Annotated in this window: 23 protein-coding genes and 1 riboswitch; of the genes, 15 read left to right on the plus strand and 8 right to left on the minus strand. The window is 38.8% G+C overall.

What is annotated here, in order from left to right; translation table 11 throughout:
• The first annotated feature begins 5 nt into the window (after positions 1–5).
• Both NST66_RS03040 and NST66_RS03045 read left to right on the plus strand, forming a co-directional pair.
• The gene (locus NST66_RS03040; RefSeq protein WP_028412149.1) at positions 6–866 is read left to right on the plus strand and encodes a LacI family DNA-binding transcriptional regulator; all 861 of its coding nucleotides are present in this window, start codon (positions 6–8) and stop codon (positions 864–866) included.
• 148 nt (positions 867–1,014) lie between these two features.
• Positions 1,015–1,395: a dihydrodipicolinate synthase family protein gene (locus NST66_RS03045; protein WP_340843055.1), complete on the plus strand. Its 381-nt coding sequence runs from the start codon at positions 1,015–1,017 to the stop codon at positions 1,393–1,395.
• 6 nt (positions 1,396–1,401) lie between these two features.
• Here NST66_RS03045 and NST66_RS03050 read toward each other — a convergent pair whose 3' ends face one another.
• Positions 1,402–2,535: an IS4 family transposase gene (locus tag NST66_RS03050; RefSeq protein ID WP_263046296.1), complete on the minus strand. Its 1,134-nt coding sequence runs from the start codon at positions 2,533–2,535 to the stop codon at positions 1,402–1,404.
• 67 nt (positions 2,536–2,602) lie between these two features.
• Here NST66_RS03050 and NST66_RS03055 point away from each other — a divergent pair, with 67 nt between their 5' ends.
• The 8 genes from NST66_RS03055 (at position 2,603) to NST66_RS03090 (ending at position 9,783) form a co-directional block, all read left to right on the plus strand.
• A complete protein-coding gene (locus NST66_RS03055; protein ID WP_340843752.1) occupies positions 2,603–3,187 on the plus strand; it encodes a dihydrodipicolinate synthase family protein in 585 nt (194 codons plus the stop codon).
• Positions 3,188–3,297: 110 nt separating this feature from the next.
• The gene (locus NST66_RS03060; protein ID WP_028412151.1) at positions 3,298–4,596 is read left to right on the plus strand and encodes an MFS transporter; all 1,299 of its coding nucleotides are present in this window, start codon (positions 3,298–3,300) and stop codon (positions 4,594–4,596) included.
• 179 nt (positions 4,597–4,775) lie between these two features.
• Positions 4,776–4,878: riboswitch (TPP riboswitch) on the plus strand.
• A 114-nt stretch (positions 4,879–4,992) separates the two neighbouring features.
• Positions 4,993–6,270: an acetylornithine deacetylase gene (locus NST66_RS03065; protein ID WP_034269620.1), complete on the plus strand. Its 1,278-nt coding sequence runs from the start codon at positions 4,993–4,995 to the stop codon at positions 6,268–6,270.
• Between the two features lie 5 nt (positions 6,271–6,275).
• A complete protein-coding gene (gene tenA, locus NST66_RS03070) occupies positions 6,276–6,947 on the plus strand; it encodes a thiaminase II (RefSeq protein ID WP_028412153.1) in 672 nt (223 codons plus the stop codon).
• Positions 6,940–7,704 carry an ABC transporter ATP-binding protein gene (locus tag NST66_RS03075; protein ID WP_028412154.1) on the plus strand — a complete coding sequence of 255 codons (765 nt, stop codon included), beginning with the start codon at positions 6,940–6,942 and terminating at the stop codon, positions 7,702–7,704. The genes tenA and NST66_RS03075 overlap by 8 nt, the downstream gene beginning before the upstream one ends.
• The gene (locus NST66_RS03080) at positions 7,701–8,444 is read left to right on the plus strand and encodes an ABC transporter permease (RefSeq protein ID WP_028412155.1); all 744 of its coding nucleotides are present in this window, start codon (positions 7,701–7,703) and stop codon (positions 8,442–8,444) included. The genes NST66_RS03075 and NST66_RS03080 overlap by 4 nt, the downstream gene beginning before the upstream one ends.
• A complete protein-coding gene (locus NST66_RS03085; protein WP_033578153.1) occupies positions 8,441–9,451 on the plus strand; it encodes an ABC transporter substrate-binding protein in 1,011 nt (336 codons plus the stop codon). Before NST66_RS03080 ends, NST66_RS03085 begins: the two co-directional genes overlap by 4 nt.
• Before the next feature lie 86 nt (positions 9,452–9,537).
• Positions 9,538–9,783 (plus strand): ferredoxin, encoded by a 246-nt coding sequence (locus NST66_RS03090; protein WP_028412157.1) that lies wholly within the window; start codon positions 9,538–9,540, stop codon positions 9,781–9,783.
• Between the two features lie 113 nt (positions 9,784–9,896).
• Here NST66_RS03090 and hxlB read toward each other — a convergent pair whose 3' ends face one another.
• From hxlB to NST66_RS03105, 3 genes are all read right to left on the minus strand, one after another.
• Positions 9,897–10,454: a 6-phospho-3-hexuloisomerase gene (gene hxlB / locus NST66_RS03095; protein ID WP_013055598.1), complete on the minus strand. Its 558-nt coding sequence runs from the start codon at positions 10,452–10,454 to the stop codon at positions 9,897–9,899.
• A 10-nt stretch (positions 10,455–10,464) separates the two neighbouring features.
• Positions 10,465–11,094, minus strand: a complete 630-nt coding sequence (hxlA, locus tag NST66_RS03100; RefSeq protein WP_013055599.1) for a 3-hexulose-6-phosphate synthase — start codon at positions 11,092–11,094, stop codon at positions 10,465–10,467.
• A 268-nt stretch (positions 11,095–11,362) separates the two neighbouring features.
• Positions 11,363–11,728, minus strand: coding sequence for a winged helix-turn-helix transcriptional regulator (locus NST66_RS03105; RefSeq protein WP_028412158.1), 366 nt, complete (start codon positions 11,726–11,728; stop codon positions 11,363–11,365).
• 261 nt (positions 11,729–11,989) lie between these two features.
• Here NST66_RS03105 and NST66_RS03110 point away from each other — a divergent pair, with 261 nt between their 5' ends.
• Positions 11,990–12,574: a hypothetical protein gene (locus NST66_RS03110; RefSeq protein WP_033578155.1), complete on the plus strand. Its 585-nt coding sequence runs from the start codon at positions 11,990–11,992 to the stop codon at positions 12,572–12,574.
• A gap of 16 nt (positions 12,575–12,590) precedes the next feature.
• Entirely contained in the window at positions 12,591–12,914 is a 324-nt protein-coding gene (locus tag NST66_RS03115) for a DUF3243 domain-containing protein (protein ID WP_013081917.1), read from the plus strand.
• Between the two features lie 43 nt (positions 12,915–12,957).
• On the opposite strand, the gene NST66_RS03120 is transcribed toward NST66_RS03115, so the two are convergent.
• From NST66_RS03120 to NST66_RS03130, 3 genes are read right to left on the minus strand one after another with little or no spacing between them, the layout of a single operon-like run.
• Complete coding sequence (locus tag NST66_RS03120; protein WP_013081918.1) at positions 12,958–13,143, minus strand: FeoB-associated Cys-rich membrane protein; 186 nt, start codon at positions 13,141–13,143, stop codon at positions 12,958–12,960.
• Between the two features lie 15 nt (positions 13,144–13,158).
• A complete protein-coding gene (gene feoB / locus NST66_RS03125) occupies positions 13,159–15,129 on the minus strand; it encodes a ferrous iron transport protein B (protein ID WP_033578156.1) in 1,971 nt (656 codons plus the stop codon).
• Entirely contained in the window at positions 15,126–15,356 is a 231-nt protein-coding gene (locus NST66_RS03130) for a FeoA family protein (RefSeq protein ID WP_013055605.1), read from the minus strand. Before NST66_RS03130 ends, feoB begins: the two co-directional genes overlap by 4 nt.
• 175 nt (positions 15,357–15,531) lie before the next feature.
• On the opposite strand from NST66_RS03130, the gene NST66_RS03135 reads away from it, so the two are divergent.
• The 3 genes from NST66_RS03135 to NST66_RS03145 all read left to right on the plus strand — a co-directional run bounded on the left by NST66_RS03135 (position 15,532) and on the right by NST66_RS03145 (position 19,533).
• A complete protein-coding gene (locus NST66_RS03135) occupies positions 15,532–16,017 on the plus strand; it encodes a GNAT family N-acetyltransferase (RefSeq protein WP_080754381.1) in 486 nt (161 codons plus the stop codon).
• Between the two features lie 191 nt (positions 16,018–16,208).
• A complete protein-coding gene (locus NST66_RS03140) occupies positions 16,209–18,584 on the plus strand; it encodes a YhgE/Pip domain-containing protein (protein WP_033578157.1) in 2,376 nt (791 codons plus the stop codon).
• 97 nt (positions 18,585–18,681) lie between these two features.
• Positions 18,682–19,533: a class I SAM-dependent methyltransferase gene (locus NST66_RS03145; RefSeq protein ID WP_033578158.1), complete on the plus strand. Its 852-nt coding sequence runs from the start codon at positions 18,682–18,684 to the stop codon at positions 19,531–19,533.
• A gap of 58 nt (positions 19,534–19,591) precedes the next feature.
• Here the strand turns inward: NST66_RS03145 and rpoN are convergent, their stop codons facing one another.
• Entirely contained in the window at positions 19,592–20,926 is a 1,335-nt protein-coding gene (gene rpoN / locus NST66_RS03150; protein WP_028412164.1) for an RNA polymerase factor sigma-54, read from the minus strand.
• Positions 20,927–21,104: the final 178 nt, after the last annotated feature.

Raw genomic sequence — 21,104 nt, forward strand, 5'->3', positions numbered from 1 at the left:
CCAATATGTCTGCGCGTAACTTGCGGGGACAAGACAAATCAGCGCAGCTAACAATTGCTCTTATTTGGCCAATTGATACGCGCGTATCGTTAGTGGGACGCATTCTTACAGGTATTCAAAACTACATAGCTTCATTAAAAAGCGGCCCTACTATTAAATTATTAGTCGAAACGTTTCAAAATGAAGAAGGTATTTCCTCTGTAAAAGGTCTTCAAACATCTTCATATTTTAACGGAGCGATTATTGCGAATACAACGGCAGCTGATGAGGCTTATATTCACCGATCTAAACCTGGTGTTCCGATTGTTTTATTTAATCGTGTATCATCTATATACTCTGTTATACAATCCAAAAATTATGAAGCGGGCCAAGCGGTAGCAGATCATTTTATTCGTAATAATCATCAACATATCAGTATTTTAGTTCCAGACGTGTCTTCACAGGCTTTAGAAGCAGGAGTAAAAGGCGTAACAGATAGAATTGAACAGACTGATGTTACGTATTGTCACCATTACTGTTCATATACAGAACAAGGTGGGTATGACAGCATCAAACAACTTATTGAACAAGGAAAAGTTCCAACCGCTGTGATTTGTTTGAGTGATCATGTTGCATTAGGAGCTCTTTCTGCTCTTAATGACTACGGCATCTCTGTGCCAGCTGATTGTGAAGTGATGGGATTTGATAACCAAGAGTTCTCTAAATTTACTAACCCAAAACTTTCGACTGTCAATTTGCCGGTAGAAAAAATGGCCTATTGTGCAGGAGAGCTTTTAGTTAAAACAATTTCTGATCCATATGGGGATGTGGACCAACAGATATTTGATTTGGAAATTATTCATCGTAATACAACGAGAATCAAATAAAAAGCAATGCCATTCATGAGGTCTCTTTAAAAAGAGACCGATTTACAAAAATATAAGAGCAAGCTTTTTATTTTTTATTAGTAAAACGTTGTACTAAAACGTTTTACTAAATATAGAGTAATTCACTACTAACAAAGGGGAGAAGGAAATGAAACATTTATACGGAGTTACAACAGCAATGGTTACACCGTTTACTAAAACGGGTGAAGTAGATTTAGAGAAAGTAGTAAATTTAACAGAGTTTTTAATTTCAAAAGGAGTGCACTGCTTGTATCCGCTTGGTACAACGGGCGAGATGCTTCGTCTATCTGTCAAAGAAAGAAAGCAAGTTGCAGAAACAGTAGTGAAACAAGCGGCTAATCGTGTAACCGTATTCATACATGTAGGAGCTATGAATGAAGAAGATACAATTGAGCTTGCAAAACATGCCTATGAAATTGGCGCCGACGGTATCGGAGTAGTTACGCCTATGTTCTTTGGAGCAAACGATAACGAACTAGAAACGTATTTTATCACACGTGTTGATTAACCAAAATCATCCAGAAACTCCTTCGTATAGTTTTTGATAGAATTCAAGTGTTTCATAGATGGCTATTCGCCATTCTAAAGGCAGGGTAGCGCAAAGAAACAGACGTGTGAACCCTGCAAATGATAAGGGTTTTCGTGTGTTTTTCTTGCTACCTTGTATATGTAAAAACTTTAGTAAAACGTAGGCGATGAGTGCGGTGAACAACTGATTGAACACGGCGTTTGGTGTTGTACCGAATAAAATCGGTACATTTAAGTTTTGTTTGATCCAGCGAAAGAACGATTCAATGGCCCAGCGTGCTTTATACATGTCGGCAATTTCTTCTGCCGTGACGTTCATCAAGCTTGTCACAACGCGTATCTCCTTACCGTCATGATCGGTAAATTGCACGACACGCTGGCGTGTCTTTGTCTGTTTTTGTGGGGTACCAAGGATACACGTAAAATCGCCGGTCACATTCGAATCCTTTTTACGTGTACCTTTCAGCGCTTTTTTGCGATTTAACTGGATATTCTCTTTTAAGCGAATGACAAAATGTTGTTTTTCTTTCTCTGTCACGTAGCGATCGACTTTTTCAATGGAAAAATAGGCACGGTCGCCTATGAAGATAAAGCGTTTATCCTCAAGGCATGTACCAACGGGTCCGTCATGTTTTAATCCGGTTGTTTCGACAACTTGAAGAGGCATCGCAGTTTCGTTGGTGAAGCTAACATGCAGTTTAATGCCCGCGCGTTCGCCGTGATAAACTGCCCATGGTAGGCGTGTCTTCCCGACTGTTACCGTTGTCGAATCCACTGCCATCGGTATTTTTTTCATCTTGAGGGTGCGACGAGTAGCTCGGTTGAGCTTCCCGACAATGACTTCAAAAATACGTTTCATAATGGCGTAATTAAGAGCCTTCATGTGCTTGGAAAGCGAAGAATGGTCAATGGAAACGAGTCCAACACTTGGCCCAACATCGGCTGCGTGACGTAAGCTTTTCCATTCGTTTGTCGCTGCACCAATTAAATAAGAAATAAGCGTTGACACGGTACATTTTCGGGCTGTGTCAACAAAACCAAACTCGGCTAGAATCGCTTGAAGTTCAGCTTCAGAAAGAAAGTTTTGAATGAGATGTGGAGACGTGGTATTCTTATTCATGAGAGATTCCTCTTTTCGTAAATGTTGGTGTGGTAACTTACATTTTACATGAGAATCTCTCTTTTTTATTTGGTTTTATTGGAATAAATTAGATAATCAACAGGCGTGGTATTTTATAAAAGTAGCAAACAGTGTCCCGAATGATTTTCCCGTATATTTATATAATATTCCTCAGTGTTCAAGCAATGATTTAACGGCAGAGGTAGCTCAAAAAGTGGCAGATTCATGCAAGAATGTAATTGGTATTAAATATAGCTACCCTGACTATTTACGCGTAAATGATTATTTAAATATTAACGATGGAAACTTTTCTGTTCTTCCCGGAACCGATCGTTTATTTTTAGCAGCTCTGGCTATGGGATGTGAAGGAGTTGTCTCCGGTGTATCGGGCGTTTATCCCGAGCCTTTTGTAGAGACTTATAATGCCTTTAAAGCGAATGATTTAGAAAAAGCGAGAAAGATGCAAAAAGTTGCTATTCAATATTGTGAAGCTCTTTTAAACGGAAGCAACATGTCTTATTTTAAAGAAGCATTAAAATTGAGAGGCATTGATGTTGGTGGCATGAGATCTCCTCAAATAGATTTAACAGAAGAAGAAGTCAAAGAATTAGATGATAAACTAAATAGTATTCGTCCAAAGAGCAGTGTTTAATAATTGGTTCATGTTCTGAATAAACTCATGCATTTCTAGTGAACAGGGCTGTTTAATAATAAGCAAACAGCTCATTCACTATAACGATTAAGGTTATGGAGGGATATTCTATGGCGGTTACATCTAAATTAAATGAAAGCGTTAACAAAGATTTAGGTCCTGTAAAGCAAGATGTAAAAAAGACGAATATACGCTGGTGGCTTATTATTGTATTGCTAATTGGAGCAGTTGTTAACTATTTAGACCGCTCTAATTTAAGCATCGCTAATACCACGATTGCCAAAGAGTTTGGGCTGTCTTCTACACAAATGGGTCTTTTGCTTTCAGCTTTTCTCTGGCCATATGCCTTAGCAAATCTACCAGCAGGCTGGCTGGTTGACAAATACGGGCCGAAAAAAATGTTTGCATGGGCATCAGGCCTATGGTCTGTGGCAACGGTAGCAAGTGCATTTACTAACACGTATTCTGCTCTTTATGCCATGAGAATGCTTCTTGGTGTATCGGAGTCTCCTTTTTTTACTTCAGGAATTAAAGTGACGGAAAGATGGTTTAAAAAAGAAGAGCGCGGCCTTCCTACTTCGATTATTAATACAGGGTCTCAAATTGCTAATGCGATTGCTCCGCCACTTCTAACGGTACTGCTTTTAACAATGAGTTGGAGAGGAATGTTTGTTGTTATAGGAGCAGCAGGCTTTATTGTGATGTTTGTTTGGCTAAAGATATACCGAGATCCGGATTATGTTGCCAATAAAGTGAAAGCTGTCCCTAAAGAAGAAATAAAAATCAGTCATACCTCACAAGCAAAATGGTCACAGCTGTTTAAATATAAAAGCACATGGTTTATGATTATCGGGAATTTCGGAATTATGTTTACGATATGGGTTTATTTAACTTGGCTTCCTAGCTACTTAGAAACAGAGCGCGGTTTTAGCCTAAAACAAACGGGCTGGATTGCTGCTATTCCGTTTCTAGCAGGAATCATAGGAGTGTTGCTTGGTGGTGTAATTTCAGATAGATTTATTCGAAAAGGAATTAATGCAGTAACGGCAAGAAAAATACCAATTGTAGGCGGGGCAATCTTAGCCGCAGCATCGGTAGCACCCGTTCCTTTTATTGATAATGCAGCCTTAAGTATTGTCTTATTGTCGATTGGCTACTTCGCGTCACAGCTGCCATCAGGCGTCATTTGGACTCTAGCGGCGGATATTGCACCAAAGGAACAAGTTGCTTCACTCGGCGCTATTCAGAACTTCGGTGGATTTCTAGGAGCGGCAATGGCTCCTATCGTAACAGGGTTTATATTAGATGCAACGGGAACTTTTACGGCGGTTTTCCTGTTAGGAGCAGGACTGCTTTTAATTGGTGCTATTAGTTATGGCGTATTTTTAAAGAAGCCAATAGCTAACTAGTAATGTCACAAAAACAAAGAGCACACACTGCATGAAAAAGGTGTGTGCTTTTTCTTTTACTACTAAAAAGGAAACTATTTTCATTACCATATCATGAACCTTTCTATTGAATAAAACGCTTTACTATGATAAAACTATTACAGGTAAACATATGATAATAGATTAATTTCATAGAGATACAACACCACTAGGGGTGCTTTCGAAGCTGAGAGAGACGATAAGTCTTAACCCTTATAACCTGAACTAGGTAATACTAGCGTAGGAAAGAGGTATTGTAATGGATGTTTTGTATGGGATTTCCTTACGAACTCGTTATAATAATTTTGTGTACATAAACAAAAACACTTCTTTCCTGCGAAAGAAGTGTTTTTTTATGCGTAAAGGAAGGTGTCATACATGAAAGAAACAATTGATTTGCTTGTCAAACAGGTAGAGGAGCGCAAAGGAGAGTTAATCCAGTTATTAACAACGCTTGTTTCGTATAAAACGCCAGCGCCTCCTGCACGAAATTCTCATGAAGCGCAGCTGTACGTAGCGGATTTTCTTAAAAACTGCGGTTTTTCCATTGATATGTGGGACTTATATTCTAACGACCCTATCGTAGTGGGAACGTTAAAAGGACAAAAATCGGCTGACTATCAAAGCTTGATTATTAACGGCCATATGGATGTTGCTGAGGTACAAGAAAATGAAAATTGGGAAACCAATCCGTTTGAAGCTGTTGTGAAAGACAATATGATAATTGGACGCGGAGTTGCTGATATGAAAGGCGGTTTGGCGGGAGCATTATTTGCAGTTCAGCTTTTAACAGAAACAGGAATCGAGCTGCCAGGAGACTTGATTTTTGAATCCGTTGTAGGAGAAGAAGTAGGAGAGGCAGGTACGCTGCAATGCTGTCAGAAAGGGTATACAGCTGATTTTGCGCTTGTAGTCGATACAAGTGATTTACATATTCAAGGTCAAGGCGGAGTGATCACGGGATGGATTACGATAAAAAGCAGTAAAACCTATCATGACGGTACACGCCGAAGTATGATTCATGCTGGAGGAGGGCTGTTAGCCGCAAGCGCTATTGAAAAGATGGCAAAAGTGATCGGAGGGCTACAAGAATTGGAGCGTCACTGGGCTGTTACAAAGAGCTATCCAGGATTTTTGCCAGGGACAAATACGATTAATCCAGCAGTAATCGAAGGCGGAAGACATGCTGCTTTTATTGCGGATGAATGCAGGCTGTGGATCACCGTTCACTATTATCCTAATGAATCGTACGACCAAGTATCAAAAGAAGTGGAAGAATATATTATAGCTATTGCAAAAGCAGATCCATGGTTAAAAGATAATCTGCCAACCTTTGAATGGGGAGGCACATCAATGATTGAAGACAGAGGAGAAATCTTTCCGTCATTAGAAATTGATGAAAATCATGCAGGAGTGCAGCTGCTTGCAAATACTCATGAACAAATGGAAGGGAAAAAGCCTCCAATTGATGTGTCAACTAGCGTAACAGACGGGGGATGGCTAGCTGATGCGGGAATTCCCGCCGCTATTTACGGTCCGGGAAATTTAGCAAATGCACATGCTGTGAACGAACAATTAGATATTAATCAGCTTGTTCAATATACAAAAGTGATAGTGCAGTTCATTTATACGTGGCTGCATACGCATAAGGAGTGATCATCATGAAATTTAGTGAACGATTATACGAAAAGCTGCAGCCTATTTGGCGTCAAAATCATAATCATCCCTTCGTACAGGGGATGGGAGATGGAACGCTTGAAAAGGAGAAGTTTCGCTTCTACATGATTCAAGATTACCTTTACCTAATTGATTATGCCAAATTATTTGCGATTGGAGCCATGAAAGCTACCGATCTTCAAACGATGGGGAAATTTGCAGCCCTTTTAGATTCTACATTAAACGAAGAAATGAGTCTGCACCGTGAGTATGCCAAGAAATTTGAAATCAGCGAAAAAGAATTAGAAAAAGCGCAGCCATCTCCTACAACGCTTGCATACACGCACTATATGCTGCACGTTGGTCAAAGTGGAACATTAGCTGAATTAGTAGCCGCTCTTTTGCCTTGTATGTGGAGCTACTGGGAAATAGGAAAAGAACTTAGTGAAAAGCCTGGAGCTAACAATGAGTTTTACCGTGAGTGGATTGAAATGTACAGCTCAGAAGAATTTGGAGAACTGGCGACATGGTGTATCAATTTATTTGACTCACTTACTGAAGATAAATCAGAAGTGGAATTAGAAAAGCTTGAAGAAATTTTCTTGAATACGACGCGTTTTGAGTATATGTTCTGGGATATGGCTTATAACGAAGCGATGTGGCCAATTCATGAATAGGTCTGTGTTATCTTTTCAAAACGTCAGTTTTACGTACAAGAACGGTGATCAAGCGATTTTAAAATCATTAAACTTAGACGTGAAAGAAGGCGAGTTTGTCAGTATCGTTGGAGCGAGCGGCTCTGGGAAAAGTACGTTGTTTCGTCTCATTACAGGTCTTGAACAGCAGAGTGAAGGCGATATCGTGATTAACGGAAAGTCTTATGAAAAGCGACTAGGAAAAGTAGGCTATATGCCGCAGCAAGATTTGCTGCTTCCGTGGCGTACGATTCTAGACAATGCAGCACTGCCTCTTGAGCTTCACAATGTATCAAAAGCAAGTGCTCATAAGCAAGTGTCTCAGCTGCTTGAAGAGTTTGGCCTAAAAGGGTATGAAAACCGTTTTCCAAGTGATTTATCCGGAGGGATGAAGCAGCGCGTTTCTTTTCTTCGGACGGTATTAAGCGGTTCTAACGTGCTGCTTTTAGATGAGCCTTTTAGTGCACTTGATGCAATCACACGTTTATCGATGCAGGAATGGCTGCTTGACCAATGGCAAAAGCGTAAGCATAGCATCTTATTTATCACTCATGACGTCAATGAAGCGCTTTTTTTATCAGATCGCATTTTTATCTTTTCAGACAAGCCAGTAAGTTGTCTTGAAGAAATTCAAGTGCCGCTTAGCAGACCTCGAACGCAAAAAGATCTGAATCAACAGCGAGTGCTTGATGTGAAAGATTATTTAATTGAACAGCTAAGATCGAAGGTGAACACATGAAAAAATACGGGGCTTCAGTGATTTTAGTAGTCATTTTGCTGGCTGCTTGGGAAATTGGAGCACGCATTGTAAACTATCCGTTTATTTTACCAACGCCCAGCGGTATTTTAACGAAGCTTTGGGAGCTGCGAATGGATTTATTGTTTAAGCATTTACCAGCTACGTTATCTATTGTCGTAATTGGGCTTGTAATATCCGTTGTGCTAGGGGTTCTGCTGGCTGTGTGGATGAATTGGAGTCCGCTTATTGAGCGTGCTTTTTATCCGCTTATTATTGCGTCACAAATGATTCCGACCATTGCCATTGCTCCTGTATTTGTGCTGTGGTTTGGCTACTCCATTTGGAGCAAAGTGATTGTGACCGTATTAATTACGTTTTTTCCCATTACCGTTAGCACATTTGACGGGCTTCGTTCTACAAACAAAGAGTTAAAAGAACTCATGTTAACGATGGGAGCAACAAAAAAAGATATTTTCTTTAAGTTGAACATTCCTTCTGCACTGCCTCATTTTTATTCGGGACTCAAAGTAGCGGTTACCTTTAGTATAATAGGTGCTGCCATTGGGGAATGGTTGGGTGCGCAAGCAGGCTTAGGATATTTCAGTCGTCGCATGATGACACAGTTTGATGCAGCTGGTGTATTTGCACCAATTGTGATTTTATCCGCGCTCGGTATTTTATTTTTTATTATTGTAGTAGGTTTCGAAAAACGTTCATTAAAGTGGAGGAAAACAGAATGAAAAAATGGTTTGCGATTAGCTTAAGCCTGCTGCTTGTTTTGATGCTCGCTGCTTGCGGTCAGGACAAGGAAAATAAAGCTGGTGACAGTAAAAAATTAAAAGACGTTACAATTATGCTTGATTGGTATCCAAATGCAGTGCACAGCTTCATTTACGCTGCACAAGAAAAAGGATATTTCAAAAAAGAAGGGCTGAATGTAAAAGTACAATTTCCTGCTAATCCAACAGACTCGCTTAATTTAGCAGCTGCAGGGAAAGTCACGCTCGGCCTTTACTATCAGCCTGATGTAGCAATGGCACGAGCAAATGAAGATGTGCCGGTAAAGTCGGTAGGAGCGATTGTAAGATCTCCGCTAAACCGGGTTGTGGCATTGAAAGATAGCGGTATTAAGCGTCCTAAAGATTTAGAAGGAAAAGTAGTAGGATACAGCGGAACACCATTAAGTGAATCTGTTCTAAAGAAAATGGTGAAAAGTGATGGAGGAGATCCGAATAAAGTAAAACTAGTAGACGTAGGGTTTGAGTTAAATTCATCGCTGATTAGCAAAAAAGTAGATGCTGTAATAGGTGCGTATATTAACCACGAAGTACCATTGCTTCACAAAAAAGGATACAAAACGGTTGACATTGATCCGTCAGATTACGGCGTGCCATCTTATTACGAGCTAGTGGCCGTTACAGGGGATCAAACGTGGGCAAAAGATTCTGATACGATTAAAGCGTTTTGGCGTGCCGCGACAAAAGGGTATGAATACACGGAGAAACATCCAAAAGAATCACTTCAAATTTTGTTAGATAATCAAGATAAATCAAACTTCCCGCTTGAAAAAGATGTGGAAACAAAAAGTTTGAATATCTTACTTCCAAAAATGAAGTCTGAACAAGGATTCGGCAGTCAAACGAAAGAATCATGGCAATCAAATGTTAACTGGTTAAAAGAGTCAGGGTTAATTAAGAAAAAGCCAAATGTAGATGAGATGTTTGAGAATATTGGGGAATCTCAGTAAATAATTTAAGACGAATTTAAAAAAACCTCCTTATACTGAACGTAACTTTCTGAAAGAGAAAGTGAAAAGGTCAAGGAGGTTTTTTTATGGCTTTTACGATAGTAGAGAAGGAAACATGTATTGCTTGCGGAGCATGTGGAGGGAGTGCGCCAGATCTTTATGATTATGATTCAGAAGGTCTTGCTTATGCCGTATTAGATAACAACGAAGGAACAAAAGAAGTTCCTGAGCATCAGCAAGATGAGATGATGGAAGCGTACGAAGGGTGTCCAACAGACTCGATTAAAGTTGCAGAGCAGCCGTTTTATGGAGATGCAGCAAAATTCGAATAGGGCTTTTGAAAAAATAAATAATGATAAAGTACATTTAGTTATCTGATAAGTGAATATTTGGTTATATAGAAAGTTCCAAAACAAAAAAGGTCTTGCCTAGGCAAGACCTTTTTCTACTCTAAATTTGCATGCTTTCCGTACATCGTATGAGTATCAAGTTCTTTCTTCTCCATGAAGCGAAGAATCAGCGCATCGTAAAAAAGAAGAAGCGTTTGTTCAAACAGTGACGCCATAGGCTGTACGGTTTGATAACTGCTTTGTTCTTGATCCTTCGGAGCGCCGGGCAGCTTCACGATGAAGTCAGCCAGCTTGCCAAGCGTGGAATCGGGGGAAATCGTGACTACTCCAACTTTTCCTCCAAGTTCTTTTGCTTTTTGAGCAATAGGAATCAAGCTCTTCGTTTCGCCAGAACCTGATCCGATGATTAATAAATCATCCTGCGTGAAAGTGGACGTCACGGTTTCTCCAATGACATAAGCATCAATGCCCATATGCATCATACGCATAGCAAACGACTTGCCCATAAGACCTGAACGGCCTGCTCCTGTGACAAACACTTTTTTAGATGAGATGATGCCATTTACAAGCTGTTCAGCTTCATCGTCAGCGATTAGAGCTGTTGTTTGTAAAAGCTCATTCATAACCGTTTTTAAATGTTCGCTCGTCTGCATAGAAAGCTCCTTAATTTGTAATAAGCTCTTTCATTTGAGAAGCAACTGATTTTTTATCATCTTGGCTCGTGATGCCTCCGCCAACGATAACAAGATCAGGCTGTGCTTTTACTACTTCAGGTAAAGATTCTAATTTAATGCCGCCAGCAACGGCTGTTTTTGCATTTTTTACAACGCTTTTGATTGTTACTAAATCTTCAAAAGAGTTTTGACCAACTGCTTGAAGATCGTATCCTGTGTGTACGCAGATATAGTCAACGCCAAATTCGTCTAGCTCTTTTGCGCGTCCTTTAATATCTTTTACACCAATCATATCGACTAGAATTTTTTTACCTTGTTTTTTCGCTTCTTCAACTGCACCTTTAATTGACATATCTTCAGCCACACCTAAGATGGTAATGATGTCTGCTCCAGCTTGAGAAGCTTGCTGTACTTCATAACCAGCTGCATCCATGATTTTTAGGTCAGCTAATACTTTTAAATTAGGAAATGCTTCTTTAATTTCTTTAACGGCGCGAAGCCCTTCATTGATTACAACAGGTGTACCGATTTCCACGATATCAATATGTTCTTCAACTTCTTTTACTACCTCTTTTGCTTGAGAAATATTAACAAGATCTAATGCTAATTGTAATTCCATTCTACTCCACTCCTTACAGAAATCTATAGATACCTTTTGTGCCTTTTTACATAAAAAGCAGCTGGTGTAGTTATTGTACCCGCAGTTTGAGGTTCTTAAAAGTACGCACTTTTCCCACAAATAGTGTGGGGAATGATAGTATACAGAAGTATACTAATGGACATATCAGTCTTGTAACCGCTTAATTTTCATTAAAAATGCGGATGATATTGAGTAATATCATCCGCATAAAAAAATAAAAACTATGGAATAGAAGGATTCGTTTCCATCATTTAATTAACGTTTCTGCCTTTTGTTCTTGATTGACCAGCACTGTATCACGGTAATTTTTACCCCAATCGTACATGGCTGTCAAAATAGGCATTAAACTTTCTCCTTCTTTTGTAAGTGAGTATTCGACTTTAGGTGGTACGACAGGATAAACTTTACGGTTAACAATTAGATCTTCTTCCAGTTCCCGCAGCTGGTTAACCAGCATGCGCGGCGTAATATCAGGAATAAGCGATTTTAGTTCCCCGAACCGTTTTGTTCCTTCACGTCCTAAGTGCCATAGTATCAGCATCTTCCATTTTCCGCCGATAATAGCAAGCGTTAATTCTTTTTCACAGTTAAATTCCTTATTAAGCTGGCTCAATTGTTTCACCCCTATGACCAATAGTATAAAATTTCTTTTACAGTACTTCTTATTATACCGGTGCTGACAATCCTTTTACAAAAATCCGGCTTGTATCTTTCCATTAAAAAATTTAGCTTTTTTTACTATATAGTTATTCTTGACTAGTGAGATATAAAAGGTGGCCTTTAGTCATGTTTTTTATTTTTAATGAATTCAATTGTTTAAATATAAAAAAAGATGGGAAATCACTCAATAACGATGCTAAAGGAGGCAGTAAAAATGGAAAGAAACCGATCTGAATTACAAAACCCTGCTTTAAGCAACAGCGCAGGCATCAACAACGATGTAGGAATTAATAACAATCCACAGACAGCTAATAGCACTGCTGCTGTTAGCACCACGGGGAAAAGCTACAGCAGCAAGCTAGTAAAAGGTGTTGTTGTCGGGGCAGTTGTAGGTGGATGTATAACATTACTTGATAATAAAACTCGCTCATCTGTTAAAAGAAGAGCCGTTACATTAAAGGACTCTTCTGCAAACATGATTAATCAAGTAAAAGAGAACCCTCAAGAAACAAAAGAAAAAATGGTGCAGCAAATGAAAAATGCATCGAATCTTTTAAAAGATGCAATTAATGATGCCAAACATTTGTACGAGCGTGTAAATGAAGATTTCTTTAAGCAAGCAGAAGATGTGAAAAGCGTTACGCATGATGCAAAATCAACGGTAGAAGATGCTAAAAGTGATTTACAGCAAATTGGTGAAAAAGTGAAAGATGCAACTTCTGAAATAAGTAAGGAAAAGATGACGCCGGACGAAAAACCAGAATCTGAGCGTGAAAGAACATATCAGTCTATTCACTAAGAAGGAGATGTTAACTGTGAGTCAAATGAATGAAGGAACTACAAAAGACATGAATAAAATTGAAGAAACGGTAGATAATTTAGGGACGGAGAAAAAAGAAGCAATTTTGCAGAATTTTGATACGTTTACTGATTATTTAACTCAAAAAGTTCATGTCGGTAAAAAGCTCGGGTTAAATGAGGAACAATTAGCAGCTGCTACAAAAAAAGTGGCTAGCTATTTAGCCAAAAATGAGGAGCCTCGAAACCGAGAAGAAAAAGTCCTTCATGAGTTATGGAAAGTCAGCAGTGAAGAGGAAAAGGAAGTCCTTTCTCATCTCATTTTAAAACTAGTTGCGTAACATTAAAAAAGCATCCCGTCTATCAGGATGCTTTTTTAATGTATTAAGATGATTGATTTTGAGCCTCTTGAATCGTTTTATCCCAGTCAATACCGCAATCATCCGTTGCACAAGAAGATTGCTGTGCGCAGCTTGCACATTTTCCCTGAGTACTCTTGCGGAAGAATTTTGTCATATGATAAAGGGCATACCCAAAAATCAAAACCCCAATTAAAATGTTAATAATCAATGTTATTCACTCCTTTTAAGAAAAACCAAGTACTTTTCCAATAGTGTGTACAAGCAAAGCTACGAGATAAGCGACAACCAAAGGGTAGGCCACAGCAAATGCTGTCCATTTTAATGAGCCGGTTTCTCGTCGAATAACAGCGACGGTTGCTAGACACGGAACGTAAAGAAGAACAAACACCATAAACGTATAGGCTGTTAGCGGTGTAAAGAATGTCTTCATTGTGTCGCCAAGCTGTCCTTCTTGTACTTTATAAATGATGCTCATAGTTGAAACAACCACTTCTTTCGCTAGGAAGCCTGTAATCAGTGATGCTACAGCTTGCCATGTCGCAAAACCTAAAGGGATAAATAGAGGAGCGATAGCACCTCCAATAATAGCCATAAAGCTATTTTCCATATCTACTCCAAAACCGCCAGGGCCAGCGTAAGATGATAGCCAGATAAATACAGAGCCAGCTAAAATAACCGTACCTGCTTTTCGGACGAAATTTCGACCTTTTTCCCACGTGCTTCTCCAAAGAGTCTTGGCTTGAGGTACGCGGTAAGGAGGAAGTTCAACAATAAAAGTTGATTGTTCGTCTTTAAGAAGCGTTACTGATAAAATTTTCGTTACAACAAGTGCTAAAATAATGCCAAGCAAGTACATAGAAAACACCACAGCTGCTCCGTTTTGCACAAAAAACGCACCTACAAACAAAGCGTATACAGGAAGACGTGCTGAGCAGCTCATAAATGGATTGACTAAAATGGTCATAAGGCGCTCTTTTCGCTGTTCAATTGTACGCGCGGCCATAATCCCCGGTACGTTACATCCAAAGCTAATAATCATCGGAATAAATGCTTTTCCGTTCAAACCGAAAAATTCCATTATACGATCCATTACTACAGCAATTCTAGCCATGTATCCTGAATCTTCAAGCAGTGAAATGAAAAAGAACAGGACAAAAATTTGTGGTACAAATACTAGTACGCCGCCTACTCCTGCAATAATGCCATCCACAATTAAATCGTGAATAAATGGAGCAGCACCAGCTGCATTTAAAAGAGAATCAGCGCCTTCACTAAGCGTTCCGCCAAAGAAGCCGTCCAGTTTATCAGAAAGCGGAACGCCAATCCACGTAAACGTAATATTAAAAATCAAATACATTAAGCCAAGAAAAATAGGGAGACCAAGCCACTTATGCGTCACAATTCGATCGATTCGATCCGTGAAGGTTAAAGGTGTTTCGCTGCCCTTTATGATACACTCGCTCGAAATGCGTTCAATAAATGCTGTACGCACGTCGAAGAAATGCTCGCTAAGCGGCTTGTTTATTTTTTGTGCAGCTGCTTTTCGCAGCTCAAGCAGCTCTGAGTAACTCGCTTTTTCTTTTAATGTTGATTCGATTACGCTATTTTCCGCTAAGAATTGAATGGCAATCCATCTGCTGACGTCCGCTTTTGTTTGAATCATATGAATTGCTTGTTCAGCGGTTTCCCCATAATTTAATTGAAATGAAGGGGCTTTTAAATCTTGCTTCAAAGTAGAGAGCAGCTCATTAATTCCTTTTCCATTACGGGCAATAATCGCTGAAACCGGAATATGTAATGATTTGCTAAGCTTCTCCAAATTAAAAGTCAATCCGCGTTTTTCCGCTACATCAATCATATTTAAGCCGATTACTAATGGCTTTCCATATTCCAATGCTTGAATAGTGAGATGCATGCTTCTTTCAAACTGAGAAGCGTCTACAATATTCAGCATACTGTTAAATTCTCCGGTTAACAAAAAGTTAGTTACCACTGCTTCATCTGAAGAAAGAGGAGTAAAGTCATACACACCCGGCAAATCAACCAGCTGGCTGTTTTGCTTTTTAATAGATCCAACTTTCTTTTCAACGGTTACACCGCTCCAGTTTCCTACGTATTCATAGGAATCTGTTAATATATTGAATAAAGAAGTTTTTCCTGTGTTTGGATTTCCTAAAAGTGCAATTGTACTCATGCTGTCTCAACCTCAATTTTGGCCGCATCGCGTTTTCGGATGCTAATCATTTGACCTTGACATTCAATAATACAAGGTCCTCCTAAGATGGTTTTTTGCTTCATGCATAGTTCGCAGCCTTTTTTTACTCCAAAAGAAAGAAGGCGGCGTTCTAATGATCTATCTAAAAATTCAATGTTTTTAACTTTTACTTTGTCGCCAATACTCACGGTAGTTAAATTCATCATTCAGCACTCCTGTTAATGATAATCATTTTCAATTTGTATCTATCTCGATTATACATAAGGTTCTAAAATCAATCAATGCTTCTAGAGCGTTACAATTAAAAATATATATTTATAACTATATTTTTCAGGTGAAATTATGTACGATTTTAGCAGTAAATTGTCAGGAGGGATGTGAGTGGAGGTAATCATTCGCAAAATGAGAAAAGAAGATATTACGTCTGTTCAATACGTCGCAAAGATGAGTTGGTATGATACATATGAAGGAATTATTCCTAGAAGCGTTCAGAATCGGTTTCTTTCAGAAGCATACTCCAATAAAAGGCTGCTGTGGCGCTTGCGTAATTCGTTCATTTATGTAGCAACTATTGATGAGAAAATCGTAGGATACGCTAACTTTTTCCGACTACAAAACAGAGGGGAAATAGAACTAGGATCTATCTATATACTGCCTGCTTATCAAGGAAAAGGAATCGGTTCGCAATTGTTAGAAAAAGGAATGAAGCGCTCGAAGGAATTAAAAATCGTTTACATTAACGTAGAAAGGGAAAACGGAATAGGCCGTGCATTTTATCAATCAAAAGGTTTCCAGCTTGTGGATGAATTTGATGATGAATTTGACGGGCATTTATTAAGAACGATACGAATGAAACTCATGATTTAAGCCTGATATTTAGTGTGAACGTTATCTTAAAAAGCTGATTTTAAACTTTCTGCTAAAATCAGCTTTTAATTACAGAATAACGATTGACCTTATTCTTGTGAATATGGTAACATTAATCAGAACTTCATGACCGAAAATGTTTTTCGGTCAAACAGTCAGGCGGAAGTAAGGATTATTGGAGGCTAAAAAACATGAATATGATTAAAGGAGAATGGAAAAAAATCTTTTCCAAACCAATGACTATTGTTGTGATTTGCGGATTGTTATTTGTTCCATTACTTTATAATGTCATCTTTTTATCTGCTTACTGGGATCCATATGGAAAAACAGATCAAATTCCAGTTGCAGTGGTAAATGAAGATAAAGGTGCTACATTAGATGGAAAGAAATTGAATGTTGGTCGTGATTTTGTTGATGATTTAAAGAAAAACGATAAATTTGACTGGAAATTTACGAACAAAGAAAAAGCGTTAGAAGGCTTAAAAAATGAGGACTACTACTTAGTTTTGGAAATTCCAAAGAATTTCTCCAAAAATGCAACAACATTAATGGATGAGAATCCTAAAAAAATGAAATTTATCTACCATACAAATGCCGGAAAGAACTATTCAGGCGCTCAAATTAGCTCAAATGCAGTAGCTAAAATCAATGATCAGATTAAAGAAGCAGTCACAAAGCAGTATGCTGAAACGGTATTTGACAGCTTTAAGCAAGTAGCGGACGGTCTTCAAAAAGCAAGTGACGGTGCAGGAGAGCTAGAAGATGGCTCGAAAACGCTGCGAGATAACATGAAGAAACTAGCAGACAGCACGGTTACGTTTGAAGACGGTACAGCTAAATTAGCAAGCGGGTTAACGGATGCACGAAAAGGAGCAACAGATTTAAATGCTGGTGCAGCTAAGCTACTAAACGGTGCGGACACAATTAATGAAAACTTAGGCAGCCTAAACAGCGGTTTAGGGAAGCTAGAGAATGGAAGCGGGCAGCTGTACGCGGCTTCTAAAGAACTTGAAACAGGTGCAGGAAAGCTTAGCAATGGATTAGGACAACTACAAGACGGAACTGCAAAACTTCAAGGTGCGACACAGCAACTAAATGAAGGAACAAAGACACTTCAAGGGAAATTACCTCAGTTTACAAGCGGCTTAAATCAAGTAGATGCTGAAGTGAGCAATGTTACGCAGCAAATTAATCAAGCGGAACAGGAAATTACGCAGATTAAACAGCAGGTAGATTCAAAAAAAGCGGAGTTTGAACAGCAGCAGCAAGCTCTCATTGACAGCATTAACAGCAACGAATCCATTCCCGATGAGCAAAAACAAACGCTGATTGCAGGAATTAAAAAGCTGACGTCTCAGCAGTTTATGGATGAACAGCAGCAAAAAGCAGAGCAGCTAAAAGCAAAAGTAGATAAAGTGCAAGAGTTATCTGCGGCGCTGCAAAAGCTTTCTAAAGGCGGAGAAGATATCCAAAGCGCTATTAATAAAATTGCTGATGGACAAAGTCAGCTGTACAATGGCCAAACAAAATTATATAATGCTCAAACTCAATTATATAACGGGGCTGTTAAACTAGCAGACGGTGAAAAGCAGTTCAACAGCAAATTTGCAGAGCTAAACAGCGGTATAGCTGACGCTCATACAGGAGCTGGAAAGCTTGCTGACGGACAGCAGCAACTTGTGGATGGACTTAAAAAGTCTGAACAAGGAAGCGCAGCGCTAGCAAATGGTTTAACGCAGCTAGAAAACGGGGCAACCAAATTAGCAAATGGTTCTAAAGAGTTAACAAATGGTTCATCCAAACTATATGACGGTTCATCTAAATTATCAGATGGAACAAGCGAGCTTCATTCATCTTTAGCGGATGGTGCAAAAGATGCAAAAGATGTTAAAGCAGATGATAAAACATACAGCATGTTTTCAAATCCAACGGATTTAAAATCAGATAAACAAAATAACGTAGATAAGTACGGTGTCGGATTAGCTCCATACATCTTATGTATTGGCTTGTTTGCGGGAACATTAATGTTTTCAGCGGTGTACCCAATGAAAGAGCCATCAATTCGACCGACATCAGGTATTTCGTGGTTCTTAAGTAAGTTTAGTGTCATCACTATTGTAGGTATGCTGCAAGCAGCGATTGCTGTTACAGCTCTTCTTTGGGGCTTGCATTTAAACGTAACAAGCATTTGGCACTTCTATATCTTTACCATGATTACAGGTGTAACGTTCTTTACACTGATCTTGTTCTTAACAACAGGGTTAGGAAAAGTAGGGCAGTATTTAGCCTTTATTATTCTGCTGCTTCAAATTGGCGGCAGTGCAGGTACATTCCCTAAAGCACTTGTGCCGGAATTCTTCCAGGCAATCAATCCATACTTGCCTATGACCTATGCAATTCGCGGTTTCCGTGAAATTATTTCAATTGGTGATGATTTCGGCTATGTATGGCATCAGGCTGGCGTACTTGGAATCTTTGCAGCAATCTTCATCACTCTTTCATTGATAATGTTTTATATCAATGCCAGAAAAGAGAAGCATCACACAGAGGAAGAGGCAGCAGCCTAATTTAACTAATAGAAAAAGAGAGTTCCAGTTTAAAAAGGAACTCTCTTTTTCTTTATGTTAGTATAGGTTTACGTGTAAAAGAGGGGAATGTGAATGCATGCAGCTTACAAAATTTGCGGTGTATGAAAGTGATCGTGTGAAAAAGTGGCAGGAAGGGCTGAAAGAATGGGACGGTTCAATATCGGAACGGATGATAAATGACAAAGCGGAAGATGAATTTTGGCAGCAATATCTAGAAAAAATGTCTTTTGATTCAGAAAACGATCCTGTAGTGAAACAGCTTCAGCAAGAACTTCTTGCTTTTTTGAATCCAAGTGACTCTGTCATGGAAATTGGCCCTGGCTGGGGAAATTATACGTTTTCAATTGCGGATTATGTAAAAGAACTTACGTGTATGGATTGTTCGCCAAGCATCATCCGCTACTTACAAAAACAATCAAATGCCCGCTCTAATCTAAAGTTTATAGAAGGTAAATGGGAGTATGAGCGTCTAACAGATAACTATGACGTGGTAGTAGGAATAAACTGTTTTTATCGTATGCATAACATTGTCGATGGTCTCTTAAATATGAATGATTCGGCTAATCGTTTGGCGGTTATCGGCATGTCAGCGGGTCCAGAAAAGCCTCATTACGTAGAGTTACATAGAAAACTTGGGTACGAGATTAAATGGCGCCGTAAGGAATATATTGACTTACTAAATATTTTATATGAACTTGGTATTTACGCAGATTGTAAGCTGGTTCCTATAACCAAAACGGTAACGTATGAGACGTACGAAGATCTCATCAAGAAGAACTCGACAAAGCTGCTTTCGAAAGATGTTGACAAATTAGAAACTGAGAAGATTATTTTACAGCATGTAAAGAAAATAAATGGCACATATGAATATACGTATCAATATCATATGGCTTTTATTTATTGGAAACCGATAAAAAGAACCCGTTGATTTTTATTCAAGGGGTTCTTTTTAGTAGTGATAAAGCTGTAATTTAGAATAAATAATATTAAAATCGTCGCCGCTTAGAAGAACTTTCAATTCCAGCTTCTTCACGGTATTTAGCTACTGTTCTTCTTGAAATTTGAATTCCTTCGCTGGAAAGAAGAGACATGAGCTTTTGATCTGAAAGAGGTTTTAATTTATTTTCTTCGGCAATTAATGTTTTAATTTTCTCTTTTATAAAGGCAGTAGAATTGCTTTGTTCGCCATCGGTTCTCTCTAAAGAATTAGTGAAAAAGTATTTTAGTTCAAACAGTCCGCGCGGCGTTTGAATATACTTTCCGTTAGTTGCACGGCTTACCGTTGATTCGTGACAGTCTACTTTTTGAGCAATATCTTTTAAGGTAAGCGGCTTTAGCCCCGAAATACCCATTTCAAAAAAATCTTGCTGATGTTCCACAATGGCTTTAGACACGTTGTAAATCGTCGCATTACGCTGCTCAATACTATTAATTAGCCAAGTAGCTTCATGGATTTTTTCCTGTACGTATCGATCGGTTGTTACGCATGCAGAGCGATGAACCAGTTTTTGGTAGGTGCTGTTAATCTCGATGGGCGGAAGCAGCTCGCTATGAAGAATAACATGATAGCGGCCGTCTATTTTTTGTACCGTTACATCAGGCGAAATGTACTTCGTAAGCGGAACATAGAAATCTCCTGCTGGACGAGGATTCAATGTCCGCAAGCAGTCAACAATTTCTTGTACTTCGCGCATTGAAATAGAGTATTTTTTTGAAATGTTCCGATATTTTTTGTTAGCAATATCTTCAATATCGTGTTTCACCACATCATATAAAAGAGGAGGCTTTGACTTTTTGGCCTTAATTTGAATAAGCAGTGAATCGACAAAGTTTTGAGCGCCCACTCCGATTGGATCAAAGCTTTGTAAAACGTGAATCATATCGTTGACTTCGTCAATTGAAACGTTAAGCAGTTCGGCTGCCAATTTTGGTTCAATTGCTAAAAAGCCGTTTTTATTTAAGTTTCCAATTAGAAATTGAACGATGTGTTTTTGCTGTGAGTGTAAATGATTTAGCATAGACAGCTGCTCTAATAAATGGCTCTCTAATGTCACAGTTTGATCGGATATATAATTAAACGGATTATACTCGTCATCGGTGTGACCTTTTGAATATGAACGCTGTTCTCGAGTGTTAAATGAATTTTTTTGCTGAGAATCGCCAGCAGACAGTTTAATTACAGGATTTTCATTGACTTGCTCATGAAGATAATGAACTAAATCGGCCGTAGAATAATTTAAAATGTTGATAGACTGACGTAATTCAGGTGTCATGGCCAATTTTAATAGTTGTTTTTGAGATAAATCTAAACCTAATTGCATCATTGAATCACCTATCATTCTTGAGTTTTATTTCGACAATTCTGGCTGCATCGTTCGACATCATCATATATGAAAATGCGAAAGAATTCTATAGTGTTGTCAGATGTTCTTACACAAGGGCGACTCATAAGAAAGAGTAGGGAAATAGATAAAACAACCGAATAGCTCTTCCCAGCAG

Source organism: Priestia sp. FSL W8-0524, from assembly GCF_038005965.1.
GTDB classification, from domain to species: Bacteria; Bacillota; Bacilli; order Bacillales; family Bacillaceae_H; genus Priestia; species Priestia zanthoxyli.